26 protein-coding genes are annotated in these 22,571 nt (G+C 64.4%); 15 read left to right on the forward strand and 11 right to left on the reverse strand.

Going from position 1 to position 22,571, the window contains the following annotated elements; genetic code table 11:
* Positions 1-3 precede the first annotated feature (3 nt).
* The 9 genes from rapZ to PTT45_RS21820 form a co-directional block, all read right to left on the reverse strand.
* Positions 4-861: an RNase adapter RapZ gene (gene rapZ / locus PTT45_RS21780; protein ID WP_273816089.1), complete on the reverse strand. Its 858-nt coding sequence runs from the start codon at positions 859-861 to the stop codon at positions 4-6.
* Positions 862-872: 11 nt separating this feature from the next.
* Positions 873-1,337, reverse strand: coding sequence for a PTS IIA-like nitrogen regulatory protein PtsN (gene ptsN, locus PTT45_RS21785; RefSeq protein WP_273816090.1), 465 nt, complete (start codon positions 1,335-1,337; stop codon positions 873-875).
* Between the two features lie 13 nt (positions 1,338-1,350).
* Positions 1,351-1,659 carry a ribosome hibernation-promoting factor, HPF/YfiA family gene (gene hpf / locus PTT45_RS21790; protein WP_273816091.1) on the reverse strand — a complete coding sequence of 103 codons (309 nt, stop codon included), beginning with the start codon at positions 1,657-1,659 and terminating at the stop codon, positions 1,351-1,353.
* Positions 1,660-1,816: 157 nt separating this feature from the next.
* Positions 1,817-3,319, reverse strand: coding sequence for an RNA polymerase factor sigma-54 (locus PTT45_RS21795; RefSeq protein ID WP_273816092.1), 1,503 nt, complete (start codon positions 3,317-3,319; stop codon positions 1,817-1,819).
* A gap of 141 nt (positions 3,320-3,460) precedes the next feature.
* Positions 3,461-4,186, reverse strand: a complete 726-nt coding sequence (gene lptB / locus PTT45_RS21800) for an LPS export ABC transporter ATP-binding protein (protein WP_273816093.1) — start codon at positions 4,184-4,186, stop codon at positions 3,461-3,463.
* Complete coding sequence (gene lptA / locus PTT45_RS21805) at positions 4,186-4,731, reverse strand: lipopolysaccharide transport periplasmic protein LptA (RefSeq protein ID WP_043309142.1); 546 nt, start codon at positions 4,729-4,731, stop codon at positions 4,186-4,188. Before lptA ends, lptB begins: the two co-directional genes overlap by 1 nt.
* A complete protein-coding gene (gene lptC, locus PTT45_RS21810) occupies positions 4,718-5,287 on the reverse strand; it encodes an LPS export ABC transporter periplasmic protein LptC (protein WP_273816094.1) in 570 nt (189 codons plus the stop codon). Before lptC ends, lptA begins: the two co-directional genes overlap by 14 nt.
* 8 nt (positions 5,288-5,295) lie before the next feature.
* On the reverse strand, positions 5,296-5,820 hold the full coding sequence (locus PTT45_RS21815) for a KdsC family phosphatase (protein ID WP_273816095.1): 525 nt from the start codon (positions 5,818-5,820) through the stop codon (positions 5,296-5,298).
* Complete coding sequence (locus PTT45_RS21820) at positions 5,821-6,795, reverse strand: KpsF/GutQ family sugar-phosphate isomerase (protein ID WP_043309139.1); 975 nt, start codon at positions 6,793-6,795, stop codon at positions 5,821-5,823.
* A 246-nt stretch (positions 6,796-7,041) separates the two neighbouring features.
* On the opposite strand from PTT45_RS21820, the gene PTT45_RS21825 reads away from it, so the two are divergent.
* The 10 genes from PTT45_RS21825 to hisC all read left to right on the forward strand — a co-directional run bounded on the left by PTT45_RS21825 (position 7,042) and on the right by hisC (position 14,900).
* Complete coding sequence (locus PTT45_RS21825) at positions 7,042-7,851, forward strand: ABC transporter ATP-binding protein (protein ID WP_273816096.1); 810 nt, start codon at positions 7,042-7,044, stop codon at positions 7,849-7,851.
* Positions 7,851-8,648: a lipid asymmetry maintenance ABC transporter permease subunit MlaE gene (gene mlaE / locus PTT45_RS21830; protein WP_043309137.1), complete on the forward strand. Its 798-nt coding sequence runs from the start codon at positions 7,851-7,853 to the stop codon at positions 8,646-8,648. Before PTT45_RS21825 ends, mlaE begins: the two co-directional genes overlap by 1 nt.
* On the forward strand, positions 8,648-9,115 hold the full coding sequence (mlaD, locus tag PTT45_RS21835) for an outer membrane lipid asymmetry maintenance protein MlaD (RefSeq protein WP_043309136.1): 468 nt from the start codon (positions 8,648-8,650) through the stop codon (positions 9,113-9,115). The genes mlaE and mlaD overlap by 1 nt, the downstream gene beginning before the upstream one ends.
* On the forward strand, positions 9,112-9,762 hold the full coding sequence (locus PTT45_RS21840; protein ID WP_273816097.1) for an MlaC/ttg2D family ABC transporter substrate-binding protein: 651 nt from the start codon (positions 9,112-9,114) through the stop codon (positions 9,760-9,762). Before mlaD ends, PTT45_RS21840 begins: the two co-directional genes overlap by 4 nt.
* Positions 9,759-10,067 carry an STAS domain-containing protein gene (locus tag PTT45_RS21845; RefSeq protein ID WP_273816098.1) on the forward strand — a complete coding sequence of 103 codons (309 nt, stop codon included), beginning with the start codon at positions 9,759-9,761 and terminating at the stop codon, positions 10,065-10,067. The genes PTT45_RS21840 and PTT45_RS21845 overlap by 4 nt, the downstream gene beginning before the upstream one ends.
* A gap of 116 nt (positions 10,068-10,183) precedes the next feature.
* On the forward strand, positions 10,184-10,423 hold the full coding sequence (locus PTT45_RS21850) for a BolA family protein (protein ID WP_021701317.1): 240 nt from the start codon (positions 10,184-10,186) through the stop codon (positions 10,421-10,423).
* Between the two features lie 13 nt (positions 10,424-10,436).
* Positions 10,437-11,702 carry a UDP-N-acetylglucosamine 1-carboxyvinyltransferase gene (gene murA, locus PTT45_RS21855; RefSeq protein ID WP_273816099.1) on the forward strand — a complete coding sequence of 422 codons (1,266 nt, stop codon included), beginning with the start codon at positions 10,437-10,439 and terminating at the stop codon, positions 11,700-11,702.
* A 12-nt stretch (positions 11,703-11,714) separates the two neighbouring features.
* Complete coding sequence (hisG, locus tag PTT45_RS21860) at positions 11,715-12,350, forward strand: ATP phosphoribosyltransferase (RefSeq protein WP_043309132.1); 636 nt, start codon at positions 11,715-11,717, stop codon at positions 12,348-12,350.
* A gap of 123 nt (positions 12,351-12,473) precedes the next feature.
* Complete coding sequence (hisD, locus tag PTT45_RS21865) at positions 12,474-13,784, forward strand: histidinol dehydrogenase (RefSeq protein ID WP_273816100.1); 1,311 nt, start codon at positions 12,474-12,476, stop codon at positions 13,782-13,784.
* A 60-nt stretch (positions 13,785-13,844) separates the two neighbouring features.
* The gene (hisC, locus tag PTT45_RS21870; RefSeq protein WP_273816101.1) at positions 13,845-14,900 is read left to right on the forward strand and encodes a histidinol-phosphate transaminase; all 1,056 of its coding nucleotides are present in this window, start codon (positions 13,845-13,847) and stop codon (positions 14,898-14,900) included.
* A 56-nt stretch (positions 14,901-14,956) separates the two neighbouring features.
* Here the strand turns inward: hisC and algW are convergent, their stop codons facing one another.
* Entirely contained in the window at positions 14,957-16,117 is a 1,161-nt protein-coding gene (algW, locus tag PTT45_RS21875) for a Do family serine endopeptidase AlgW (RefSeq protein ID WP_273816102.1), read from the reverse strand.
* Between the two features lie 114 nt (positions 16,118-16,231).
* On the opposite strand from algW, the gene PTT45_RS21880 reads away from it, so the two are divergent.
* The 3 genes from PTT45_RS21880 to cysN all read left to right on the forward strand — a co-directional run bounded on the left by PTT45_RS21880 (position 16,232) and on the right by cysN (position 19,926).
* Positions 16,232-16,990, forward strand: a complete 759-nt coding sequence (locus tag PTT45_RS21880; RefSeq protein ID WP_043309128.1) for a Nif3-like dinuclear metal center hexameric protein — start codon at positions 16,232-16,234, stop codon at positions 16,988-16,990.
* A gap of 123 nt (positions 16,991-17,113) precedes the next feature.
* Positions 17,114-18,031: a sulfate adenylyltransferase subunit CysD gene (gene cysD, locus PTT45_RS21885; protein ID WP_273816103.1), complete on the forward strand. Its 918-nt coding sequence runs from the start codon at positions 17,114-17,116 to the stop codon at positions 18,029-18,031.
* Between the two features lie 2 nt (positions 18,032-18,033).
* The gene (gene cysN, locus PTT45_RS21890) at positions 18,034-19,926 is read left to right on the forward strand and encodes a sulfate adenylyltransferase subunit CysN (RefSeq protein ID WP_273816104.1); all 1,893 of its coding nucleotides are present in this window, start codon (positions 18,034-18,036) and stop codon (positions 19,924-19,926) included.
* Between the two features lie 55 nt (positions 19,927-19,981).
* Here cysN and PTT45_RS21895 read toward each other — a convergent pair whose 3' ends face one another.
* Complete coding sequence (locus PTT45_RS21895; RefSeq protein WP_273816105.1) at positions 19,982-20,416, reverse strand: YhcB family protein; 435 nt, start codon at positions 20,414-20,416, stop codon at positions 19,982-19,984.
* 132 nt (positions 20,417-20,548) lie between these two features.
* Between PTT45_RS21895 and PTT45_RS21900 the strand changes: the two genes are divergently transcribed.
* Together PTT45_RS21900 and PTT45_RS21905 are read left to right on the forward strand one after the other, a co-directional pair.
* Positions 20,549-21,181 (forward strand): alpha/beta hydrolase, encoded by a 633-nt coding sequence (locus PTT45_RS21900; RefSeq protein WP_273816161.1) that lies wholly within the window; start codon positions 20,549-20,551, stop codon positions 21,179-21,181.
* Positions 21,182-21,199: 18 nt separating this feature from the next.
* Positions 21,200-22,546, forward strand: coding sequence for a tryptophan--tRNA ligase (locus PTT45_RS21905; RefSeq protein WP_273816106.1), 1,347 nt, complete (start codon positions 21,200-21,202; stop codon positions 22,544-22,546).
* Positions 22,547-22,571: the final 25 nt, after the last annotated feature.

Consider the following 22,571-nt stretch of genomic DNA (forward strand, 5'->3'; position numbering starts at 1 on the left):
TCCTTAGCCAAGGTCGCGGTGGCGGACCTGGACGTTCTTCAGCGTGGGTTTGAGGGCCTCGCCCAGCCGGTTGGCCAGGTACACCGAGCGGTGGTGGCCGCCGGTGCAGCCGATGGCGACCGTGACATAGGCGCGGTTGCTGGCGGCGAAGCGCGGCAGCCACTTGTTCAGGTAGCAGTGGATGTCCTGGTACATCTCCTCGACATCCGGCTGCGCGGCCAGGTACTCGGCTACCGGTGCCTCCAGCCCAGACATGTCGCGCAGGTCCGGCTTCCAGTACGGATTGGGCAGGCAGCGCACGTCGAACACTAGGTCGGCGTCCACCGGCATGCCGCGTTTGAAGCCGAACGACTCGACCAGGAAGGCGGTGCCCGGCTCCGGCTGGTTGAGCAGGCGCAGCTTGATGGTATCGCGCAGCTGGTAGAGGTTGAGATGGGTGGTATCGATCTTCAGGTCGGCGAGATCGATGATCGGCGCCAGCAGCGTGGCTTCGTCACGAATGGCCTCGGCCAGCGCACGTTCCTGATTGGTCAGCGGGTGACGCCGGCGGGTCTCGGAGAAGCGCTTGAGCAGGGTCTCGTCGGCGGCGTCGAGGTACAGCACATCGCACTGGATGTGGCGGGCGCGCACCTCGTCGAGTAGTTCAGGAAAGCGCTTGAGCTGGCTGGGCAGGTTGCGCGCGTCAACCGACACCGCGACCTGCGGGTGCAGCAGTTCGGTTTCCAGCAGGGCGCGTTCGGCCAGGTCCGGCAGCAGGCCGGCGGGCAGGTTGTCGATGCAGTAGAAACCGTTGTCTTCCAGCACGTCGAGTGCTGTGCTCTTGCCCGAGCCGGAACGACCGCTGACGATGATCAGCCGCATGGCGCCGCGCCTCAGTGTCCGCTCTGAACGTCGACGACCACCTGATACAGGCTCTCGCTGCTCTGTGCCTGGCGCAGGCGCTCACGCACCTCGCTGCGGTCGAGCATGCTGGCGATCTGGCGGAGCAGCTCCAGGTGCTCGTCGGTGGCGGCTTCCGGTACCAGCAGGACGAACAGCAGATCTACCGGCGCGCCATCGATGGCGTCGAAGTCCACGGCCGCTTCCAGGTGCAGCACGGCGCTGATCGGCGCCTGGCAGCCGGGCAGGCGGCAATGGGGAATGGCGATGCCGTTGCCGAAGCCGGTAGAGCCGAGCTTCTCGCGGGCGACCAGGTTTTCGAAGATGTCCTGGACGTCCAGATCGGTGAGATCACGGGCGACCAGGTTGGCAATCTGTTCGAGTACACGCTTCTTGCTGCCTCCCGGCACGCTCACCAGGGAGCGTGCGGGAGTCAGGATGGTTTCGAGTCGAATCATTTGGTGGGGAGTGTCAGCGAGCCGTGGCGCCTTGCAGGCGGCCCAGCTGCTTTTCCTTGTGTTTGATCAGTTGTCGGTCGAGTTTGTCGGTCAGCAGGTCGATGGCCGCATACATGTCTTCGTGTTCGGCATTGGCGACGATTTCACCGCCGGCGATGTGCAGGGTCGCTTCGATCTTCTGCTTCAGCTTCTCGACCTCCATGATGACCTGCACATTGGTGATCTTGTCGAAGTGGCGCTCCAGTCGGCCGAGTTTCTCGCCGACGTAGTCGCGCAGGGCGTCGGTCACATCCAGTTGATGTCCACTGATGTTGACTTGCATAACGCATCTCCTTGTTGCCTGGTGTAAGAGACAGACTAGCTTGCCTGCCGCCGTAACACGTTGGCTGGGAGGGCTGGTGCACTGCGGGCCATGGTTCCCCCTGACAGGGTATCTGGCGCTCGGTACGGTGGTGCAGAAGCCTTCCGCTCAGGGCCGCTTACATCAGTCGCTTGCGTTCGCTGGATGGCGCTATGCCGAGCGATTCGCGGTACTTGGCGACGGTGCGGCGGGCTACCTGAATGCCCTGTGCTTCCAGTAAACCAGCGATCTTGCTGTCGCTCAACGGCTTTTTCGCGTTTTCCGCGGCCACCAGTTTCTTGATGATGGCGCGGATCGCGGTGGACGAGCATTCGCCACCCTCGGAGGTGCTGACGTGGCTGGAGAAGAAGTACTTCAGCTCGTAGATGCCGCGCGGGGTATGCATGAATTTCTGCGTGGTTACGCGGGAAATGGTCGACTCGTGCATGCCCACCGCCTCGGCGATGTCATGTAGAACCAGGGGCTTCATGGCTTCGTCGCCGTAGTCGAGGAAGCCGCGCTGGTGCTCGACGATCTGTGTCGCCACCTTCATCAGCGTCTCGTTGCGGCTCTGCAGGCTCTTGATGAACCAGCGCGCTTCCTGCAGCTGGTTGCGCATGAAGGTGTTGTCGGCGCTGGAGTCGGCGCGACGCACGAAGCCGGCGTACTGTGGGTTGACGCGCAGGCGCGGTACCGATTCCTGGTTCAGCTCCACCAGCCAGCGCTCGTTGTGCTTGCGCACGATCACGTCCGGCACCACGTACTCCGGCTCGCTGGCCTCGATCTGCGAACCCGGGCGCGGGTTAAGGCTCTGGATCAGCTCGATAATCTGGCGCAGCTCGTCTTCCTTGAGCTTCATGCGGCGCATCAGTTGCGCGTAGTCGCGACCACCGAGCAGATCGAGGTGGTCACCAGCCAGGCGCTGGGCCTCGGTCAGCCAAGGGGTGTTGGTTGGCAGCTGGCGCAGTTGCAGCAGCAGGCATTCGCGCAGGTCGCGGGCACCGATGCCGGCGGGCTCGAAGTGCTGGATGCGGCGCAGGACTGCTTCGACTTCATCGGCCTCGATCTCCAGTTCCGGATCGAAGGACTCGACGATCTCGTCGATGCTCTCTTCCAGATAACCCTGGTTGTTGATGCAGTCGATGATGGTGACGCCGATCAGTTTGTCGGTATCGGACATCGGCACCAGGTTGAGCTGCCACAGCAGATGGCTCTGCAGGCTCTCGCCGGCGGAGGTGCGGGTGGTGAAGTCCCACTCGTCGTCATCGTTGCTCGGCAGGCTGCTGGCGCTGGTCTGGTAAACGTCTTCCCAGGCGGTGTCCACCGGCAGCTCGCTGGGGATGCGATCGTGCCACTCGCCATCTTCCGCGCTCTCGGTGTTGTTGACCGCGACGGTGCTGTCCTGGAAGTTCGAGCTGTCCTGCTGGGAGGGGGTGTTCTGTTCGGCGCCGTCAGCCATCGGGTCGGAGTTGTCGAAATCCTCGCCGTCTTCCTGGCGCTCCAGCATGGGGTTGGATTCCAGGGCCTCCTGGATTTCCTGTTGCAGGTCCAGAGTGGAGAGCTGGAGGAGACGGATGGCCTGTTGCAGCTGCGGAGTCATCGTCAGCTGCTGGCCCATTTTGAGGACTAGCGACGGTTTCATGGTATGGGGCTGGGTACCTTGTTCACTTGCCGGCGCGCGGCGCCATCCACTACAGGGCGGAGGGCCGCCCTAGGAAGCAAATTATATGCCTGACCTTGAATGATTCTAGCCCTTTGCGCAAGCCCCGTGCGGGGCTCGTGCTCAGAGGCGGAACTCGTGCCCCAGGTAGACTTCCTTGACCAGCTGGTTGGCCAGGATGGTCTCGGCGTCGCCCTCGGCGATCAGCTGGCCGTCGTTGACGATGTAGGCGGTCTCGCAGATATCCAGGGTCTCGCGCACGTTGTGATCGGTGATCAGGACGCCGATGCCCTTGGCCTTGAGGTGGTGGATGATCTGCTTGATGTCGCCGACCGAGATCGGGTCGACACCGGCGAAGGGTTCGTCGAGCAGGATGAACTTCGGCTCGGTGGCCAGGGCGCGGGCAATTTCCACGCGACGGCGTTCACCACCGGACAGACTCATGCCGAGGCTGTCGCGGATGTGGCTGATGTGGAATTCCTGCAGCAGGGCTTCCAGGGCCTTCTCGCGGCCGGCGCGGTCGAGGTCCTTGCGGGTCTCGAGGATGGCCATGATGTTGTCGGCCACCGACAGCTTGCGGAAGATCGAGGCTTCCTGCGGCAGGTAGCCGATGCCCGAGCGGGCGCGGCCATGCATGGGCTGATGACTGATGTCGTCGCTGTCGATCAGCACGCGGCCCTGATCGGCCTGAACCAGGCCGACGATCATGTAGAAGCAGGTGGTCTTGCCGGCGCCGTTGGGGCCGAGCAGGCCGACGATCTGGCCGCTGTCGATGGACAGGCTGACGTCACGGACCACCTGGCGGCCCTTGTAGGCCTTGGCCAGGTGCTGGGCTTTGAGGGTCGCCATTACTGCGCCTGCCCCGCTTGCTCGTTCTTCTTGCGTGGCTGCAGGATCATGTCGATGCGCGGGCGCGGCACCGAGACGTTGCTGCCCGTGGCGCGGCCGGCGTTGACGATCTGGCGCTGGGTGTCGTAGACGATCTTCTCGCCTTCGAAGGTGTTGCCCTGCTGGATCACCTTGGCCTGGTCGATCAGCACGATGCGCTCGTTGGTCGCGTAGTACTGGATGGTCAGGCCGTAGGCCTTGACGATGTCCTTGTCGGCGGACGGCTTCTGCTCGTAGTAGGCGGGTCTGCCCACCGAGGTGAAGACCTCGATCTCGCCGTTGGCATCTTGGGTGATGGTCACGGTGTCGCCGGTGATCTTCAGGGTGCCCTGAGTGATCACCACGCCGCCGCGGTAAACGGCCACGCCTTGCTTGTCATCCAGTTCTGCGCTGTCTGCCTGCACGCGGATCGGCTGATCGCGGTCGCTGGGCAGGGCCCAGGCGCTGGCGCTTCCGAGCGCGGCGCCCAGGCAGAGCAGTAGGGGGAAGGTTTTAACGAACCTCATGCTGGCCTCTTACGTTGGACAGCAGGTTGATCCTGCCGTCGTTCATGTACGCTTTCATTCCCTGTGCCGTGGTCACCCCGTTGGCGGCCTCGATTCTAACGGCTTGCTTGGTCTGCGCATATTCCTCATCGGGGAATACGGTGACGCGGCTGCTGGTGATCACAGTCGGGCGGTTCTTCGCATCGGTGCGGGCGATGCGCACGTTGTCGATCAGTTCGACCTGCTTGCCCTCTGGACCCACCTCGCCCTTGTCGCTGCGCACGTGCCAGGGATACTGGGTGCCTCGGTACAGCTGCAGGTCCGGTTTTTCCAGCAGAGTGATGTCGGTGGCCTTGATGTGCTCGAGCTTATCGGCGGTCATCTCGTAGTGCAGCTTGCCGTCTTCCTGGAACTGCTGTGTGCTGGCGCCTGTCACGTAGAAATCGATGGCGTTGTCGGCCTCGGCCGCCGCCTGGCGCTCCATGAAGCTCTCCGGGCGAATGTTCCAGTAGCCGAGCGCGCCGACCAGGGCGACGGTCAGCAGGGCGAACAGGTAATTACGCAGTTTGCCGTTCATGGTTGATCCTAGAGGTAGGCGGACTGCGCGGCTTCCAGGTTGCCCTGGGCGCGCATGATTAGCTCGCAGAATTCGCGTGCGGCGCCTTCGCCGCCACGTGCCTGGGTGACGCCGTGGGCGTGCTGGCGGACGAAGCCGTCGGCACTGGCGACGGCCATGCCGAGACCGACGCGGCGGATCACCGGCAGATCGGGCAGGTCATCGCCCAGGTAGGCAACCTGCTCGTAGCTCAGGCCCAGTTCGCCGAGTAGCTCGTCGAGAACGACCAGCTTGTCCTCTCGCCCCTGGTACAGGTGCTGGATGCCGAGGTTCTGCGCGCGACGTTCGACCACCGGGGTCTTGCGGCCGCTGATGATGGCGGTGCGCACGCCGGAATTGATCAGCATCTTGATGCCGTGGCCGTCCAGGGTGTTGAAGGTCTTGAATTCGCTACCGTCGACGAGGAAGTACAGCTTGCCGTCGGTCAGCACGCCATCGACGTCGAAGATGGCCAGTTTCACGGCCTTGGCGCGTTGCAGCAGTTCGCTAGTCATTTACAGCACTCCGGCGCGCAGCAGGTCGTGCATGTTGAGGGCGCCCACGGGCTTGTCCTCGGCATCCACTACGACCAGTGCGTTGATCTTGTGGTCTTCCATGATTTTCAGGGCCTCGGCGGCGAGCATCTCGGCGCGGGCGGTCTTGCCGTGCAGGGTCATCACCTGGTCGATGCTGGCGTCGCGTACGTCGATGCCCTTGTCCAGGGTGCGGCGCAGGTCGCCGTCGGTGAAGACTCCGGCCAGCTTGCCGTCGGCCTCGACGATCACGGTCATGCCCAGGCCTTTGCGGGTCATCTCCAGCAGCGCCTCGCGCAGCGAAGTGCCGCGCTGCACCAGCGGCAGTCGCTCGCCGGCGTGCATCACGTTTTCCACTTTCAGCAGCAGGCGACGGCCGAGGGCGCCACCCGGATGCGAGAAGGCGAAGTCTTCAGCGGTGAAGCCGCGGGCCTCCAGCAGGGCGATGGCCAGGGCGTCGCCGAGTACCAGGGAAACGGTGGTGGAGGAGGTTGGTGCCAGGTTCAGCGGGCAGGCCTCCTGGGCGACGCGGGCGTCCAGGTTGACCTCGGCGGCCTTGGCCAGCGGCGACTCGGGGTTGCCGGTCATGCTGATCAGCTGGATGCCCAGGCGCTTGATCAGTGGCAGCAGGGTGACGATTTCTGCGGTAGAGCCCGAGTTGGACAGGGCCAGAACCACGTCGTCGCGGGTGATCATGCCCATGTCGCCGTGGCTGGCCTCGGCAGGATGGACGAAGAAGGAGGGTGTGCCGGTGCTGGCTAGGGTGGCGGCGATCTTGTTGCCGACATGGCCGGACTTGCCCATGCCGACCACTACCACGCGGCCTTTGCAGGTCAGGATCATCTCGCAGGCGCGGACAAAATCGGCGTCGATGCGGCTGAGCAGGCTGTTCACAGCCTCGGTCTCGAGGCGGATGGTGCGCTGTGCGGACTGGATCAGGTCGCTGGTCTGGCTCATGAGGGACTTGGCGGTGCTCGGCATAAAAGACGCGGATTATAACGCCAAAGGCGCGTCGGCTCACCTGTGGGCGCGACGGCAGGCTTATCCTGTGACCGAATGTTATGAAAAAGTTGCACGCCCTTGGGCTGGGAGGCCCGCCAGTGCTATATTCCGCGCCCTGTTCGGCCCTGACTGCGGCGCCAGGTATCCCCGTCGCGGGTTACGGCGTCTGACCCAGGAAGGGCTGTGTAACAAGGAGTTTGGATGAGCGCCGATAACGCCTATGCCGTCGAGTTGAAGGGCCTGACCTTCAAACGAGGCGCGCGCAACATCTTCGACAACGTCGATATTCGCATCCCGCGCGGCAAGGTCACCGGCATCATGGGGCCTTCCGGTTGCGGCAAGACCACCCTGTTGCGCCTGATCGCCGCCCAGCTCAAGCCGGCTAGCGGTGAGGTCTGGGTCAATGGGCAGAATCTGCCGAGCCTGTCGCGCGCCGACCTGTTCGATATGCGCAAGCAGTTTGGTGTGCTGTTCCAGAGCGGTGCGCTGTTCACCGACCTCGATGTGTTCGAGAACGTCGCGTTTCCGCTGCGGGTGCATACCAAGCTGTCTGACGAGATGATCCGCGACATCGTGCTGATGAAGCTGCAGGCCGTGGGGCTGCGCGGTGCAGTCGAGTTGATGCCGGATGAGCTTTCCGGTGGCATGAAGCGCCGCGTGGCACTGGCCCGGGCCATCGCCCTGGACCCGCAGATCCTCATGTACGACGAGCCGTTCGTCGGTCAGGACCCTATCGCCATGGGCGTATTGGTGCGCCTGATTCGCCTGCTCAATGACGCGCTCGGCATCACCAGTATCGTGGTTTCCCACGACCTGGCCGAGACCGCGAGCATCGCCGACTACCTCTATGTGGTGGGTGATGGCCAGGTGCTGGGGCAGGGCACGCCGGCTGAACTGATGAATTCCGATAACCCGCGCATCCAGCAGTTCATGAAGGGCATTCCGGACGGCCCGGTTCCCTTCCACTACCCGGCGCCGGGCTATATCGACGATTTGCTGGGAGCGCGCTGATGCGTAGGAAGTCCCCCCTCGAGCGCATTGCGCTATTGGGTCGAGCTGGTATCGACGTGGTGCAGTCCATGGGCCGCTCGGCGTTGTTCCTGCTCAGCTCGCTGTTCGGGCGTAGCGGCCTGCGCAATGGCGGCCAGTTGCTGATTCGTCAGCTCTATTCGGTGGGTGTGCTGTCGCTGCCAATCATCGTGGTCGCTGGCCTGTTCATTGGCATGGTGCTGGCCCTGCAGGGCTACAACATCCTCACCAGCTATGGCTCCGAGCAGGCCGTGGGGCAGATGGTTGCCCTGACTCTGTTGCGCGAGCTGGGGCCGGTGGTGACCGGTCTGCTGTTCGCCGGTCGCGCCGGTTCGGCGCTGACCGCCGAGATCGGCAACATGAAGTCCACCGAGCAGCTGTCCAGCCTGGAAATGATCGGCGTCGACCCGCTCAAGTACATCATCGCTCCGCGCCTGTGGGCCGGCTTCATCTCCATGCCGCTGCTGGCCGCGATCTTCAGCGTGGTCGGCATCTGGGGCGGGGCTATGGTCGCCGTCGACTGGCTGGGCGTATATGAAGGCTCGTTCTGGTCGAACATGCAGAACAGCGTGCAATTTACCGAAGACGTGCTCAATGGCGTGATCAAGAGCATGGTGTTCGCCTTCGTCGTAACCTGGATCGCCGTGTTCCAGGGCTATGACTGCGAGCCGACCTCCGAGGGCATCAGCCGCGCCACGACCAAGACCGTGGTCTACGCCTCCCTCGCCGTGCTCGGCCTCGACTTTATTCTGACCGCCCTGATGTTTGGAGATCTCTGATGCAAAGCCGCTCCCTGGAAATCGGCGTCGGCCTGTTCCTGCTGGCCGGATTGCTGGCGCTGCTGCTGCTCGCCCTGCGAGTCAGCGGCCTGTCCCCCGCTGGCTCGGGCGATACCTACAAGCTGTATGCGAACTTCGACAATATCGCCGGTCTTACCACTAGGGCCAAGGTGACCATGGCGGGTGTGACCATCGGCAAGGTCACCGCCATCGATCTGGACCGTGATAGCTACACTGGTCGGGTCACCATGGAGCTGGAGAAGCGGGTCGACAACCTGCCGATGGACTCCACGGCGTCCATCCTGACCGCCGGCCTGCTCGGCGAGAAGTACATCGGCATCAGCGTCGGTGGCGAGGAGGACCTGCTCAAGGATGGCGGTACCATCCATGACACCCAGTCGGCACTGGTGCTGGAAGACCTGATCGGTAAATTCCTGATGAATTCGGTGAACAAGGAAAGCAAATGAGCACCTACAACCTGTTGCGTCGTGGCCTGCTGATCCTGCTGGCCAGCCTGCCGCTGGTGGCCGTGGCCGCTCCTACCGCGCATGACGTGGTGAAGGGCACTACCGACCAGCTGCTCGGTGACCTCACCGCCAACAAGGCCGCCTACAAGCAGAACCCGCAGTCCTTCTACGACAGCCTGGAGCGCATCCTCGGCCCGGTGGTCGACAGCGAAGGCATCTCGCGCAGCATCATGACCGTGAAGTACTCGCGCAAGGCCAGCGACGAGCAGCTGAAGCGCTTCGAAGAGAACTTCAAGCGCAGCCTGATGCAGTTCTACGGCAACGCCCTGCTGGAATACGACAACCAGGGCATTCGCGTGCTGCCGGCCAAGGCCGAGGGTGCCGACCGCGCCAGCGTCGGCATGGAGGTCAAGGACAGCAAGGGCACCGTCTATCCCGTGTCCTACACCATGGTGCAGATTGGCGGTCAGTGGAAACTGCGCAACGTGATCATCAACGGCATCAACGTTGGCAAGCTGTTCCGCGACCAGTTCGCCGACAGCATGCAGCGCAATGGCAACGACCTGGACAAGACCATCGACGGCTGGGCCGAAGTGGTGGCCAAGGCCAAGGAAAGCGCCGAAGGCCAGCAGGCGGGTGGTCAATGAGCGACGCCGTGATTCGTCAGGGCGCGAACGGTGAGCTGCTGCTCGCCGGCGTGCTCGACTATCGCAGCGGCCCGGATCTGCGTGAGCAGGGGCGTGCGCTGATCAAGGCGAGCCCGGCGCGCGAGTTGGTGCTCGATTGCGCCGACGTAGCGAAATCCAGCAGCGTGGGGCTTTCCCTGCTGCTGGCGTTCATGCGTGATGCCAAGGCGGCGGGCAAGACTCTTGTCGTCCGCGGCCTGCCGCAGGACATGCAGGGCATCGCCCGAGTCTCCGGCCTGCACGAGCTGCTCGGCCTGCCGGCCTGAGCCTCGTCACAGCCCTCCGTCTGCCGGGCTTCGCAGGCGGGGGGCTTTTTTGTATGATTGCCGACCCGCGAGCCTTGGCCCGCCCATGAATTCTTTTGCGCCGATCGAGGTTGAGCATGCAGGCCGTAGAAGTTAAGAACCTCCTGGAGGCCAAACTGCCCAACACCCGCGTAGAGGTGGAGGGCGAAGGCTGCAACTTCCAGCTGAACCTGATCAGCGACGAGCTGGCCGCGCTCAGCCCGGTCAAGCGCCAGCAACAGATCTATGCCCACCTCAACGAGTGGATCGCCAGTGGCGCCATCCACGCCGTGACCATGAAATTCTTCAGCCAGGCCTCCTGGGCCGAGCGTTCTTGAGCCCGAGACTCGAATGGACAAACTGATCATCACCGGCGGTATCCGCCTCGACGGCGAAATCCGTATTTCCGGCGCGAAGAACTCCGCGCTGCCGATCCTTGCAGCCACCCTGCTGGCCGACACCCCGGTCACCGTGTGCAACCTGCCGCACCTGCACGACATCACCACCATGATCGAGCTGTTCGGCCGTATGGGCGTACAGCCGATCATCGACGAGAAACTCAGCGTCGAAGTGGATGCCAGCACCATCAAGACCCTGGTCGCGCCCTATGAACTGGTGAAGACCATGCGCGCCTCGATCCTGGTGCTCGGCCCGATGGTCGCGCGCTTCGGCGAAGCCGAAGTCGCACTGCCCGGCGGCTGCGCCATCGGCTCGCGTCCGGTCGACCTGCACATCCGTGGCCTCGAAGCCATGGGCGCCGAGATCACTGTCGAGGGCGGCTACATCAAGGCCAAGGCTCCGGCCGGCGGCCTGCGTGGCGCACACTTCTTCTTCGATATCGTCAGCGTGACCGGTACCGAGAACATCATGATGGCCGCCGCGCTGGCCAAGGGTCGCACCGTGCTGGAAAACGCCGCGCGCGAGCCTGAGGTGGTCGACCTGGCCAACTTCATCAACGCCATGGGCGGCAAGGTCAGCGGTGCCGGTACCGACACCATCACCATCGAAGGCGTCGAGCGCCTGGGTGGCGGTCGTTACAGTGTGATGCCCGACCGTATCGAAACCGGCACCTACCTGGTGGCTGCCGCCGCCACCGGTGGCCGCGTCAAGCTCAAGGACACCGATCCGACCATCCTCGAGGCCGTGCTGGCCAAGCTGCAGGAGGCGGGCGCCGAGATCACCACCGGCGCCGATTGGATCGAACTGGACATGAAGGGCAAGCGTCCGAAGGCCGTCAACGTGCGCACCGCGCCGTACCCGGCCTTCCCGACCGACATGCAGGCCCAGTTCATCTCCCTCAACGCCATCGCCGAGGGTACCGGCACCGTCATCGAGACCGTGTTCGAGAACCGCTTCATGCACGTCTATGAGATGAACCGCATGGGCGCGCAGATCCTGGTCGAAGGCAACACCGCCATCGTCACCGGCGTGCCGGCGCTCAAGGGCGCTCCGGTCATGGCCACCGACCTGCGTGCCTCCGCCAGCCTGGTGATCGCTGCACTGGTCGCCGATGGCGAGACCCTGATCGACCGCATCTACCACATCGACCGTGGTTACGAGTGCATCGAGGAAAAACTGCAGTTGCTCGGCGCCAAGATCCGCCGCGTGCCGGGCTAGTAAGGGCATTTCATGCTGACCATCGCGCTGTCCAAGGGCCGTATTCTCGACGACACCCTGCCGCTGCTCGCCGCGGCAGGTATCGAGCCGACCGAGAATCCGGAAAAGAGCCGCAAGCTGATCATCCCGACCACTCAGGATGACGTGCAGTTGCTGATCGTGCGCGCCACCGACGTGCCGACCTACGTCGAGCACGGCGCCGCCGACCTCGGCGTGGCCGGCAAGGACGTGCTGATGGAGTACGGTGGCCAGGGCCTGTACGAGCCGCTCGACCTGCAGATCGCCAACTGCAAGCTGATGACCGCCGGCAAGGTCGGTGCGCCGGAGCCGAAAGGCCGCCTGCGCGTCGCCACCAAGTTCGTCAACGTGGCCAAGCGGTACTACGCCGAGCAGGGCCGTCAGGTCGACGTGATCAAGCTGTACGGCTCCATGGAGTTGGCCCCGCTGGTCGGCCTGGCCGACAAGATCATCGACGTGGTCGACACCGGCAACACCCTGCGTGCCAACGGTCTGGAGCCCCAGGAGCTGATCGCCCACATCAGCTCGCGACTGATCGTCAACAAGGCCTCGATGAAGATGCAGCATGGCCGCATCCAGGCGCTGATCGAGACCCTGCGTGGCGCCGTCGAGGCGCGACACCAAAGCTGATACCTCCAGTGCGGCCCTGCGCCGCACGCGCCTATCCGTGTCATAGCCAGAATTCTCAGGTGCCCGCACGGGGCGGCTGGTACTCTACGGGCGCCTGAGCAATAGCCAAACATGAGGCCCGCTATGACCGCTCCTATCGCCATCCGCCGACTCAATGCTGCTGACCAGGACTTCGCACGACACCTGGATCATCTGCTGAGCTGGGAAAGCGTGTCGGACGACGCGGTCAACCAGCGTGTGCTGGATATCATCGATGCCGTGCGCAGCCGTGGCGATGCTGCCGTGGTTGAGTTCACCGAGAAGTTCGATGGCCTGCAGGTCGCCGCCATGGCTGACCTGATCCTGCCGCGCGAGCGCCTGGAGCTGGCCCTGACTCGCATCAGCACCGAGCAGCGCGCGGCTCTGGAGAAGGCCGCCGAGCGCGTGCGCATCTACCATGAGCGGCAGAAGCAGGACTCCTGGACCTACACCGAGGCCGACGGCACGGTGCTGGGGCAGAAGGTCACTCCGCTGGATCGCGCCGGTCTGTACGTGCCGGGCGGCAAGGCGTCCTACCCGTCCTCGGTACTGATGAACGCCATCCCGGCCAAGGTCGCCGGTGTGCCGGAAGTGGTGATGGTGGTGCCGACCCCGCGTGGCGAGATCAACGAGATCGTCCTGGCTGCTGCCTGCGTGGCGGGCGTCGATCGCGTGTTCACCATCGGTGGCGCCCAGGCCGTGGCCGCGTTGGCCTACGGTACCGAGAGCGTACCGCCGGTGGACAAGATCGTCGGCCCCGGCAACATCTATGTGGCCACCGCCAAGCGCCACGTGTTCGGCAAGGTCGGTATCGACATGATCGCCGGGCCGTCGGAAATCCTCGTGGTCTGCGATGGCCAGACCGATCCGGACTGGATCGCCATGGACCTGTTCTCCCAGGCCGAGCACGACGAGGATGCCCAGTCCATCCTGGTCAGCCCGGACGCCGCCTTCCTCGACCGCGTGGCCGAGAGCATCGCCAAGCTGCTGCCGACCCTGGAGCGCGAGACCATCGCCCGTACTTCTCTGGAAGGTCGTGGCGCGCTGATCCAGGTCGCCGACATGGCCCAGGCCATCGAGGTGGCCAACCGCATCGCGCCGGAGCACCTGGAGCTGTCGGTGGAGAACCCCGAGCAGTACCTGCCGCAGATCCGTCATGCCGGCGCCATCTTCATGGGCCGCTACACTGCGGAGGCGCTGGGCGACTACTGCGCCGGGCCGAACCACGTGCTGCCGACTTCCGGTACCGCGCGCTTCTCCTCGCCGCTGGGCGTGTACGACTTCCAGAAACGCTCGTCGATCATTCATTGCTCGGCCGAGGGTGCCTCCGAGCTGGGTAAGGTCGCTTCCGTGCTGGCCCGTGGCGAGTCGCTGACCGCGCATGCGCGCAGTGCTGAGTACCGCATCAAGAACTGAGTTTTCGCAGGCGCGCCGCGCGCGCCTCATTCAAGTATCGAATCGAGGAGAGAAGGGCAGATGAGCAAATTCTGGAGCCCCTTCGTCAAGGACCTGGTGCCCTACGTACCGGGCGAGCAGCCGAAACTGGCCAAGCTGGTCAAGCTGAACACCAACGAGAACCCCTATGGCCCGTCGCCCAAGGCGGTGGCCGCCATGCAGGCCGAGCTGGGCGACAGCCTGCGTCTGTACCCGGACCCGAACAGCGACCGCCTCAAGCAGGCGGTGGCCGACTACTACGGCGTGAGTACTGCCCAGGTGTTCGTCGGCAATGGCTCCGACGAGGTGCTGGCGCATGCGTTCCACGGTTTGTTCCAGAACGGCAAGCCGCTGCTGTTCCCGGACGTGACCTACAGCTTCTACCCGGTTTACTGCGGGCTGTACGGCATTCCCTACGAGGCGCTGGCGCTGGACGAACAGTTCCAGATTCACACCGAGGACTATGCGCGGCCGAATGGCGGGATCATCTTCCCCAACCCCAACGCGCCGACCGGTTGCCTGTTGCCGCTGGAAGCCGTCGAGCGCCTGCTGCAGGGCAGCCCGGACAGCGTGGTGGTGGTGGACGAGGCCTATATCGACTTCGGTGGCGAGTCGGCGATCAAGCTGGTCGACCGCTATCCGAACCTGCTGGTGACCCAGACCCTGTCCAAGTCGCGTTCGCTGGCAGGCCTGCGGGTCGGCATCGCGGTCGGTCATCCGGACCTGATCGAGGCGCTGGAGCGGATCAAGAACAGCTTCAACTCCTACCCGCTGGACCGTATGGCCATCGTCGGTGCGGCGGCCTCCTTCGAGGACGAGGCCTATTTCCGCGAGACCTGTCAGAAGGTCATCGACAGCCGCGAGCAGGTGGTTGCCGCGCTCGCCGGCCTGGGCTTCGAAGTACTGCCATCGGCGGCCAACTTCATCTTCGCCCGTCATCCGCAGAAGGATGCCGGCGAACTGGCCGCGGCGCTGCGCGAGCACGGCGTGATCGTGCGTCACTTCAAGCAGCAGCGGATCGCCCAGTTCCTGCGCATCACCATCGGCAATGCGCAGCAGAACCAGGCGCTGCTGGATGCCTTGGGGCAGATCCTGTAACAGCCGCTGAAACGAAAAAGGCGCCCCGCGGGGCGCCTTTTTCATGGCCGCTTCTTTTAAGGCTGTTGCGGCTGCTGCACTTCGGCCGGCGGGCGCACGCCGATCTCGGCGGTCAGCTTCAGGGTTTCACCGCCGCGCAGCACCTCGATGGTGACGCTCTCGCCGGGCTGGGTGCGCGCCACCTGGTTCATCGAGCGGCGGCCGTCGATGGCGGCCTCGTCGGCGATCTTCAGGATCAGGTCGCCTGGTTGCAGGCCGGCTTTCTGCGCCGGGCCGTCGCGGTAGATGCCGGCGACCAGGATGCCCGAACGGCCCTGCAGGCCGAAGGACTCGGCCAGCTCCGGCGTCAGCGGCTGCACTTCGATACCCAGCCAGCCGCGGATCACCTGGCCGCGCTCGATGATCGCCTTCATCACATCGCGGGCCAGCTTGACCGGGATGGCGAAGCCGATGCCCTGCGAGCCGCCGGACTTGGAGAAGATCGCGGTGTTGATGCCGATCAAGTTGCCGTGGGCATCCACCAGCGCGCCGCCGGAGTTGCCGGGGTTGATCGCCGCGTCGGTCTGGATGAAGTCCTCGTAGGTGTTCAGGCCCAGCTGGTTACGCCCGGTGGCACTGATGATGCCCATGGTCACGGTCTGGCCAACGCCGAAGGGGTTGCCGATGGCCAGGGTGACATCGCCGATCTGGATCTGGTCGGACCGGCCGAGGGTGATGGCCGGCAGGTTCTTCAGGTCGATCTTGAGGACCGCGAGGTCGGTCTCCGGGTCGCTGCCGATCAGGCGGGCCAGGGTCTCGCGGCCGTCCTTGAGCGCCACCACGATCTGGTCGGCGTCCGCCACCACATGGTTGTTGGTCAGCAGGTAGCCTTCCGGGCTCATGATCACTGCAGAACCGAGGCTCGATTCCATGCGCCGCTGCTTGGGCAGGTTGTCGCCGAAGAAACGGCGGAACACCGGGTCTTCCAGCAGTGGGTGGGTGGACGACTTGTTGACCATCTTGGTGGTGTACAGGTTGGCCACTGCAGGCGCCGCGCGGCTCACCGCGTCGGCGTAGGACACTGGCCCTTCCTGGGCGATGCCGTAGCGCGGGGCCTGCTGCAGGCGCACTTCGTTGCCGGGCAGGCCGACCCATTGCGGGTAGCGCTGGATCAGCAGCAGTGCCAGCAACAGACCGACCAGCAGGGGCCAGCCAAGGAAGCGCAGGGCCTTGAGCATCGAAGTGAAATCCTGAGGGTTGCGGGGGCCGGAGGCGGCCCTTAAGGTGGCGGCATTATAGAGGCGCCACCGCCCGGAAGGGCAGCGCTGGCATCAGTTTGACGAGGAAAAATCATGGCCATCGCCCTGACCACCCTGGTAGAGGAAGCCGATCGCTACCTCAACGCCGCACGTATCTCCGACTACTGCCCGAACGGCCTGCAGGTCGAGGGTCGGCCACAGGTGCGCCGCATCGTCAGTGGCGTGACTGCGAGCCAGGCGCTGCTGGATGCTGCGGTGGAGGCCGAGGCCGACGTGGTGCTGGTCCATCACGGCTATTTCTGGAAGGGTGAGGATGCCTGCATCACCGGCATGAAGCGCCGCCGCCTGCAGACCCTGCTGGGCAATGACATCAGCCTGCTGGCCTACCACCTGCCGCTGGACGTGCACCCGGAGGTCGGCAACAACGTGCAGCTGGCGCGTCAGCTGGATATCACCGTGGAAGGTCCGCTCGATCCGAACAACCCCAAGGTAGTCGGTCTGCTTGGCTCGCTGGCCGAGCCGCTGAGCGCGCGTGACTTCGCTCGTCGCGTGCAGGAAGTGCTGGGCCGCGAGCCGCTGCTGGTGGAGGGCGAGGGCATGGTGCGCAAGGTCGGCTGGTGCACTGGTGGTGGCCAGGGCTACATCGACAACGCCATCGCCGCCGGGGTCGATCTGTTCCTCACCGGCGAGGCTTCGGAGCAGACTTTCCACAGCGCCCGCGAGAACGGCGTGAGCTTCATCGCCGCCGGCCACCATGCCACTGAGCGCTATGGCGTGCAGGCGCTGGGAGACTATCTGGCGCGGCGTTTTGCCATCGAACATCTCTTTATCGATTGCCCAAATCCCGTCTGATTTTCGGGCATAAAACTAGATCGTTTAGTTCTAAGCGCTCGCCTGAATAGAAGAGGGCGCTGTGCTAGAGTGCGCCCTCGTCCACGGCCCGCCGGCCGTTCATTCCCAGATCTGTGATAAGCCATGCTCGACAAACTGACGCACCTGAAACAGCTCGAGGCGGAGAGTATCCACATCATTCGTGAAGTGGCCGCCGAATTCGACAACCCGGTGATGCTGTATTCCATCGGTAAAGATTCCGCCGTGATGCTGCATCTGGCGCGCAAGGCGTTCTTCCCCGGCAAGCTGCCGTTCCCGGTCATGCACGTGGACACTCGCTGGAAATTCCAGGAGATGTACAGCTTCCGCGAGAAGATGGTCAAAGAGTACGGCCTGGACCTGATCACCCACACCAACCCCGATGGCGTGGCGCAGGACATGAACCCCTTCACCTACGGCAGTGCCAAGCACACCGACGTGATGAAGACCGAGGGCCTCAAGCAGGCGCTGGACAAGCATGGTTTCGATGCCGCCTTCGGTGGCGCGCGCCGCGACGAAGAGAAGTCCCGTGCCAAGGAGCGTGTGTACTCCTTCCGCGACAGCAAGCACCGCTGGGACCCGAAGAACCAGCGTCCCGAGCTGTGGAACGTGTACAACGGCAACGTCAAGAAAGGCGAGTCGATCCGTGTGTTCCCGCTGTCCAACTGGACCGAGCTGGACATCTGGCAGTACATCTATCTGGAGCAGATCCCGATCGTGCCGCTGTACTTCGCCGAAGAGCGCGAAGTGATCGAGATGAACGGCGCGCTGATCATGATCGACGACGAGCGCATCCTCGAACACCTCACCCCTGATCAGAAAGCCAGCATCCACAAGAAGATGGTGCGCTTCCGTACTCTGGGCTGCTACCCGCTGACTGGCGCCGTGGAGTCCACCGCCAGCACCCTGCCGGAAATCATTCAGGAAATGCTGTTGGCCAAAACCTCTGAGCGCCAAGGCCGAGTTATCGACCATGACTCTTCCGGCTCGATGGAAGAGAAGAAACGTCAGGGGTACTTCTAATTATGTCGCACCAATCCGAACTGATCAGCGAGGACATCCTCGCCTACCTGGCCCAGCACGAGCGTAAAGAGCTGCTGCGCTTCCTCACCTGCGGCAACGTCGACGACGGCAAGAGCACCCTGATCGGCCGCCTGCTGCACGACTCCAAGATGATCTATGAAGACCATCTGGATGCCATCACCAAGGACTCGAAGAAAGTCGGCACCACCGGTGAAGACATCGACCTGGCGCTGCTGGTCGACGGCCTGCAGGCCGAGCGCGAGCAAGGCATCACCATCGACGTGGCGTACCGCTACTTCAGCACCACCAAGCGCAAGTTCATCATCGCCGACACCCCCGGCCATGAGCAGTACACCCGCAACATGGCGACCGGCGCGTCCAACTGCGACCTGGCCATCATCCTGATCGATGCCCGCTACGGCGTGCAGACCCAGACCAAGCGCCACAGCTTCATCGCGTCGCTGCTGGGCATCAAGCACATCGTCGTCGCCATCAACAAGATGGACCTCAAGGGCTTCGACGAGGGCGTGTTCGAGCAGATCAAGGCCGACTACCTGCAGTTCGCCGAGAAGATCAACCTGAAGACCAATTCGCTGCATTTCGTGCCCATGTCGGCGCTGAAGGGCGACAACGTGGTCAACAAGTCCGAGCGCTCGCCCTGGTACAGCGGCCAGTCGCTGATGGAAATCCTCGAGACCGTGGAGGTCTCCGGCGACCGCAATCTCGACGACATGCGCTTCCCGGTGCAGTACGTCAATCGTCCGAACCTGAACTTCCGCGGCTTCGCCGGCACCCTGGCCAGTGGCGTCGTGCGCAAGGGTGACGAAGTCATCGCCCTGCCGTCGGGCAAGGGCAGCAAGGTCAAGTCCATCGTCACCTTCGAGGGCGAACTGGAGCAGGCTGGTCCCGGCCAGGCCATCACCCTGACCCTGGAGGACGAGATCGATGTATCGCGTGGCGACATGCTGGTGCATGCCGACAACCGCCCGCAGGTCACCGACAGCTTCGATGCCATGCTGGTGTGGATGTCCGAGGAGCCGATGCTGCCGGGCAAGAAGTACGACATCAAGCGCGCCACCAGCTACGTGCCGGGCTCGATCCCGAGCATCGCCCACAAGGTCGATGTGAATACCCTGGCAGAGACTGCCGCCAGCAGCCTGCAGCTGAACGAGATCGCCAAGGTCAAGATCGCCCTGGATGCGCCGATCGCCCTCGATGGTTACGGGCAGAACCGCACCACCGGCGCCTTCATCGTCATCGACCGCCTGACCAACGGCACCGTCGGTGCCGGCATGATCATTGCGGCGCCGCAGGCCGGTCATGGTCATCGCGACACCGTCGGTCATGTCGGTAGCGAGGAGCGTGCCGCACGCTTCGGCCAGCAGCCGGCCACCGTGCTGTTCAGCGGCCTGTCCGGCGCCGGCAAGAGCACCCTGGCCTACGCCGTGGAGCGCAAGCTGTTCGACATGGGCCGCGCCGTGTACGTGCTGGATGGCCAGAACCTGCGTCACGACCTGAACAAGGGGTTGCCGCAGGATCGTGCCGGTCGCACCGAGAACTGGCGTCGTGCCGCCCAGGTGGCGCGTCAGTTCAACGAGGCCGGTCTGCTGACCCTGGCCGCGTTCGTCGCCCCGGATGCCGAAGGCCGCGAGCAGGCCAAGGCGCTGATCGGCAGCGATCGCCTGGTCACCGTGTACGTCCAGGCCTCTCCGGCGGCCTGCCGCGAGCGTGATCCGCAGGGTCTGTACGCCGCTGGTGGCGACAACATCCCGGGCGAGTCTTTCCCCTATGACGTGCCGCTGAATGCCGATCTGGTGATCGACACCCAGTCCTCGTCGGTGGAGGAGGGCGTCAAGCAGGTGCTCGACCTGCTGCGTGCCCGCGGCGCCATCTAAGCACCGCGCAATAAAAAAAAGCCCCGCATCTGCGGGGCTTTTTTATGTCTGACGATTAGCGCTTGAGGCCGAAACCTTCGTCCAGGGTGCCGGGGGCGTCCGGCTCCTTCGGCGCGTAGTCCTTGGGCGCCTCGTTGCTGCGCGGCGGGGTCAGGCGTTCGCGCGGCACCTTGCCGTCGTCGGCGTGCAGGGCGGCCAGCAGGCGTTGGCGGGTCACCTCGTCGGCGGCCAGGCGGTCGGCGCCGTGCGAGAGGTGTTCCTGTACGTCCTGGTAGCTCTGGGTCAGTTTCTTCACCAGGCTGGCGGTGGTGTTGAAGTGGGTCACTACCTCGCTCTGGTAGCTGTCGAAGCGCTGCTGCAGATCATCCAGCTGACGCTGGGTGCGGCTGGGGGCAGCATTGGGCAGCAGGCGCGCGGCCAGGAAGCCGATGGCGACGCCAACCAGCAGGGCGATGGCGGGCAGCAGCCAGGGGGTGAGCGATTGTTCCACGAGTCCTTCCTCTGAAAGCGGCTTTGTTTTACGGTAGCGGCTCTCGCCGGCGCTGTATACCGCGGCAAAGCCCTGTTGTGCGATGTGCCTAACCAAGACGTGTCGACCCTGCCCGGGGTCACGGAGTTCCTGCTGTTGATCCGCGAAAACCCTCTGCTGCTCGACGGTCCTTGTGGCCAGCTCGAAGCGCTGTTCTGTGAAGTGCCGGACGCCCAGGGCGTCGCCCTGATCTGCCATCCCAATCCGGTCCAGGGCGGCACCATGCTCAACAAGGTGGTCTCCACCCTGCAGCGCTCGGTGCGCGACATGGGCTACCACACCCTGCGCTTCAACTACCGCGGCGTCGGCGCCAGTGCCGGCAGCCACGACATGGGCAGTGGCGAGGTGGATGACGCCGAGGCGGTGGCGCACTGGCTGCGCCAGCAGCACCCCGAGCTGCCGCTGACCCTGCTCGGCTTCTCCTTCGGCGGCTTCGTTGCCGGCGCCCTGGCTGGGCGCCTGGAAGACCAGGGCATCGCCGTTCCCAGGCTGTTCATGGTGGCGCCGGCGGTGCACCGCCTGCAGGCGCCCGAGCACCTGCCGCAGGGTGGCGAGCTGGTGGTGGTGCAGCCGGAGCAGGACGAGGTGGTGGAGCCCGAGGCGGTCTACGCCTGGTCGGCAGCGCTGCCGCGTGCCCATGAGCTGCTGAAGGTGGCAGAATGCGGCCACTTTTTTCACGGCAAGCTGCCCGAGCTGAAAGAGCTGGTTCAGCCCCGCCTCCAATAAGTTGAAGCGAATACCCAGATGACCACTCGTATCCTCACCGGCATCACCACTACCGGCACCCCGCACCTGGGCAACTACGCCGGCGCGATTCGCCCGGCCATCGTCGCCAGCCGTGCCGCCGACGCCGACTCCTTCTACTTCCTCGCCGACTACCACGCGCTGATCAAGTGCGACGACCCGGCGCGCATCCAGCGTTCGCGCCTGGAGATCGCCGCCACCTGGCTGGCCCTGGGGCTGGATACCGACAAGGCGACCTTCTATCGCCAGTCCGACATCCCCGAAATTCCCGAGCTGTGCTGGCTGCTCACCTGCGTCGCCGGCAAGGGCCTGCTCAACCGCGCCCACGCCTACAAGGCCTCGGTGGACAAGAACGTCGAGCAGGGCGAGGACCCGGACGCCGGCGTGACCATGGGCCTGTTCAGCTACCCGGTGCTGATGGCGGCGGACATCCTGATGTTCAACGCGCACAAGGTGCCGGTCGGCCGCGACCAGATCCAGCACGTGGAGATGGCGCGTGACATCGGCCAGCGCTTCAACCACCTGTTCGGCGCCGGCAAGGAGCTGTTCACCCTGCCCGAGGCGGTGATCGAGGAAGAAGTGGCGACCCTGCCCGGCCTCGACGGCCGCAAGATGAGCAAGAGCTACGACAACACCATCCCGCTGTTCGGCACCGCCAAGCAGCTCAAGGACGCCATCGCGCGCATCGTCACCGACTCCAAGCTGCCGGGCGAGGCCAAGGACGTCGACGGCTCGCACCTGTTCACCCTGTACCAGGCCTTTGCTTCCCAGGCTCAGCAGGCCGAGTTCCGCGCCGAACTGGAAGGCGGCCTGGCCTGGGGCGAGGCGAAGAATCGCCTGTGCCAGCTGCTGGAGAATGAGCTGGGCGAGGCCCGCGAGCGCTACAACGCGCTGATCACCCGTCCTGCCGACCTGGAAGACATCCTCCTGGCCGGTGCCGCCAAGGCGCGCAAGATCGCTACGCCGTTCCTCGGCGAGCTGCGCGAGGCGGTCGGCCTGCGCTCCTTCCGCGAGCAGGTCCAGGCCACCGGCGGCGAGAAGAAGAAAGCGGCCAAGAGCGCGCGTTTCGTCAGCTTCCGCGACGAGGACGGCAGCTTCCGCTTCCGCCTGCTGGACGCCGCTGGCGAGCAGCTGCTGCTGTCCAAATCCTTCGCCGACGGCAAGGCCGCTGGCCAGGCCAGCAAGGCCCTGCAGTCCGGCGCGGAGCTGGATGTGCGTGGCGAGGAGCAGGTCTTCTCGGTGTGGCTGGACGGCGAGCGCATCGGCGAGAGCCCGGCCTTCGCCGATGCCAATGCCCTGGAGGCGGCCATCGTTCGCCTGCGTGAGGCGCTGACGCCGCAGGAATAAAGGCCTGCGCGGCTACTGGCCGATT

The sequence above is a fragment of the Pseudomonas sp. Gutcm_11s genome (assembly GCF_028649395.1).
GTDB lineage: Bacteria > Pseudomonadota > Gammaproteobacteria > Pseudomonadales > Pseudomonadaceae > Aquipseudomonas.

Coding starts and splice junctions, on each gene's coding strand:
- rapZ (WP_273816089.1), bottom strand. CDS start 861: ATGCGGCTGATCATCGTCAGCGGTCGTTCCGGCTCGGGCAAGAGCACA.
- ptsN (WP_273816090.1), bottom strand. CDS start 1,337: ATGATTCGACTCGAAACCATCCTGACTCCCGCACGCTCCCTGGTGAGC.
- hpf (WP_273816091.1), bottom strand. CDS start 1,659: ATGCAAGTCAACATCAGTGGACATCAACTGGATGTGACCGACGCCCTG.
- PTT45_RS21795 (WP_273816092.1), bottom strand. CDS start 3,319: ATGAAACCGTCGCTAGTCCTCAAAATGGGCCAGCAGCTGACGATGACT.
- lptB (WP_273816093.1), bottom strand. CDS start 4,186: ATGGCGACCCTCAAAGCCCAGCACCTGGCCAAGGCCTACAAGGGCCGC.
- lptA (WP_043309142.1), bottom strand. CDS start 4,731: ATGAGGTTCGTTAAAACCTTCCCCCTACTGCTCTGCCTGGGCGCCGCG.
- lptC (WP_273816094.1), bottom strand. CDS start 5,287: ATGAACGGCAAACTGCGTAATTACCTGTTCGCCCTGCTGACCGTCGCC.
- PTT45_RS21815 (WP_273816095.1), bottom strand. CDS start 5,820: ATGACTAGCGAACTGCTGCAACGCGCCAAGGCCGTGAAACTGGCCATC.
- PTT45_RS21820 (WP_043309139.1), bottom strand. CDS start 6,795: ATGAGCCAGACCAGCGACCTGATCCAGTCCGCACAGCGCACCATCCGC.
- PTT45_RS21825 (WP_273816096.1), top strand. CDS start 7,042: ATGAGCGCCGATAACGCCTATGCCGTCGAGTTGAAGGGCCTGACCTTC.
- mlaE (WP_043309137.1), top strand. CDS start 7,851: ATGCGTAGGAAGTCCCCCCTCGAGCGCATTGCGCTATTGGGTCGAGCT.
- mlaD (WP_043309136.1), top strand. CDS start 8,648: ATGCAAAGCCGCTCCCTGGAAATCGGCGTCGGCCTGTTCCTGCTGGCC.
- PTT45_RS21840 (WP_273816097.1), top strand. CDS start 9,112: ATGAGCACCTACAACCTGTTGCGTCGTGGCCTGCTGATCCTGCTGGCC.
- PTT45_RS21845 (WP_273816098.1), top strand. CDS start 9,759: ATGAGCGACGCCGTGATTCGTCAGGGCGCGAACGGTGAGCTGCTGCTC.
- PTT45_RS21850 (WP_021701317.1), top strand. CDS start 10,184: ATGCAGGCCGTAGAAGTTAAGAACCTCCTGGAGGCCAAACTGCCCAAC.
- murA (WP_273816099.1), top strand. CDS start 10,437: ATGGACAAACTGATCATCACCGGCGGTATCCGCCTCGACGGCGAAATC.
- hisG (WP_043309132.1), top strand. CDS start 11,715: ATGCTGACCATCGCGCTGTCCAAGGGCCGTATTCTCGACGACACCCTG.
- hisD (WP_273816100.1), top strand. CDS start 12,474: ATGACCGCTCCTATCGCCATCCGCCGACTCAATGCTGCTGACCAGGAC.
- hisC (WP_273816101.1), top strand. CDS start 13,845: ATGAGCAAATTCTGGAGCCCCTTCGTCAAGGACCTGGTGCCCTACGTA.
- algW (WP_273816102.1), bottom strand. CDS start 16,117: ATGCTCAAGGCCCTGCGCTTCCTTGGCTGGCCCCTGCTGGTCGGTCTG.
- PTT45_RS21880 (WP_043309128.1), top strand. CDS start 16,232: ATGGCCATCGCCCTGACCACCCTGGTAGAGGAAGCCGATCGCTACCTC.
- cysD (WP_273816103.1), top strand. CDS start 17,114: ATGCTCGACAAACTGACGCACCTGAAACAGCTCGAGGCGGAGAGTATC.
- cysN (WP_273816104.1), top strand. CDS start 18,034: ATGTCGCACCAATCCGAACTGATCAGCGAGGACATCCTCGCCTACCTG.
- PTT45_RS21905 (WP_273816106.1), top strand. CDS start 21,200: ATGACCACTCGTATCCTCACCGGCATCACCACTACCGGCACCCCGCAC.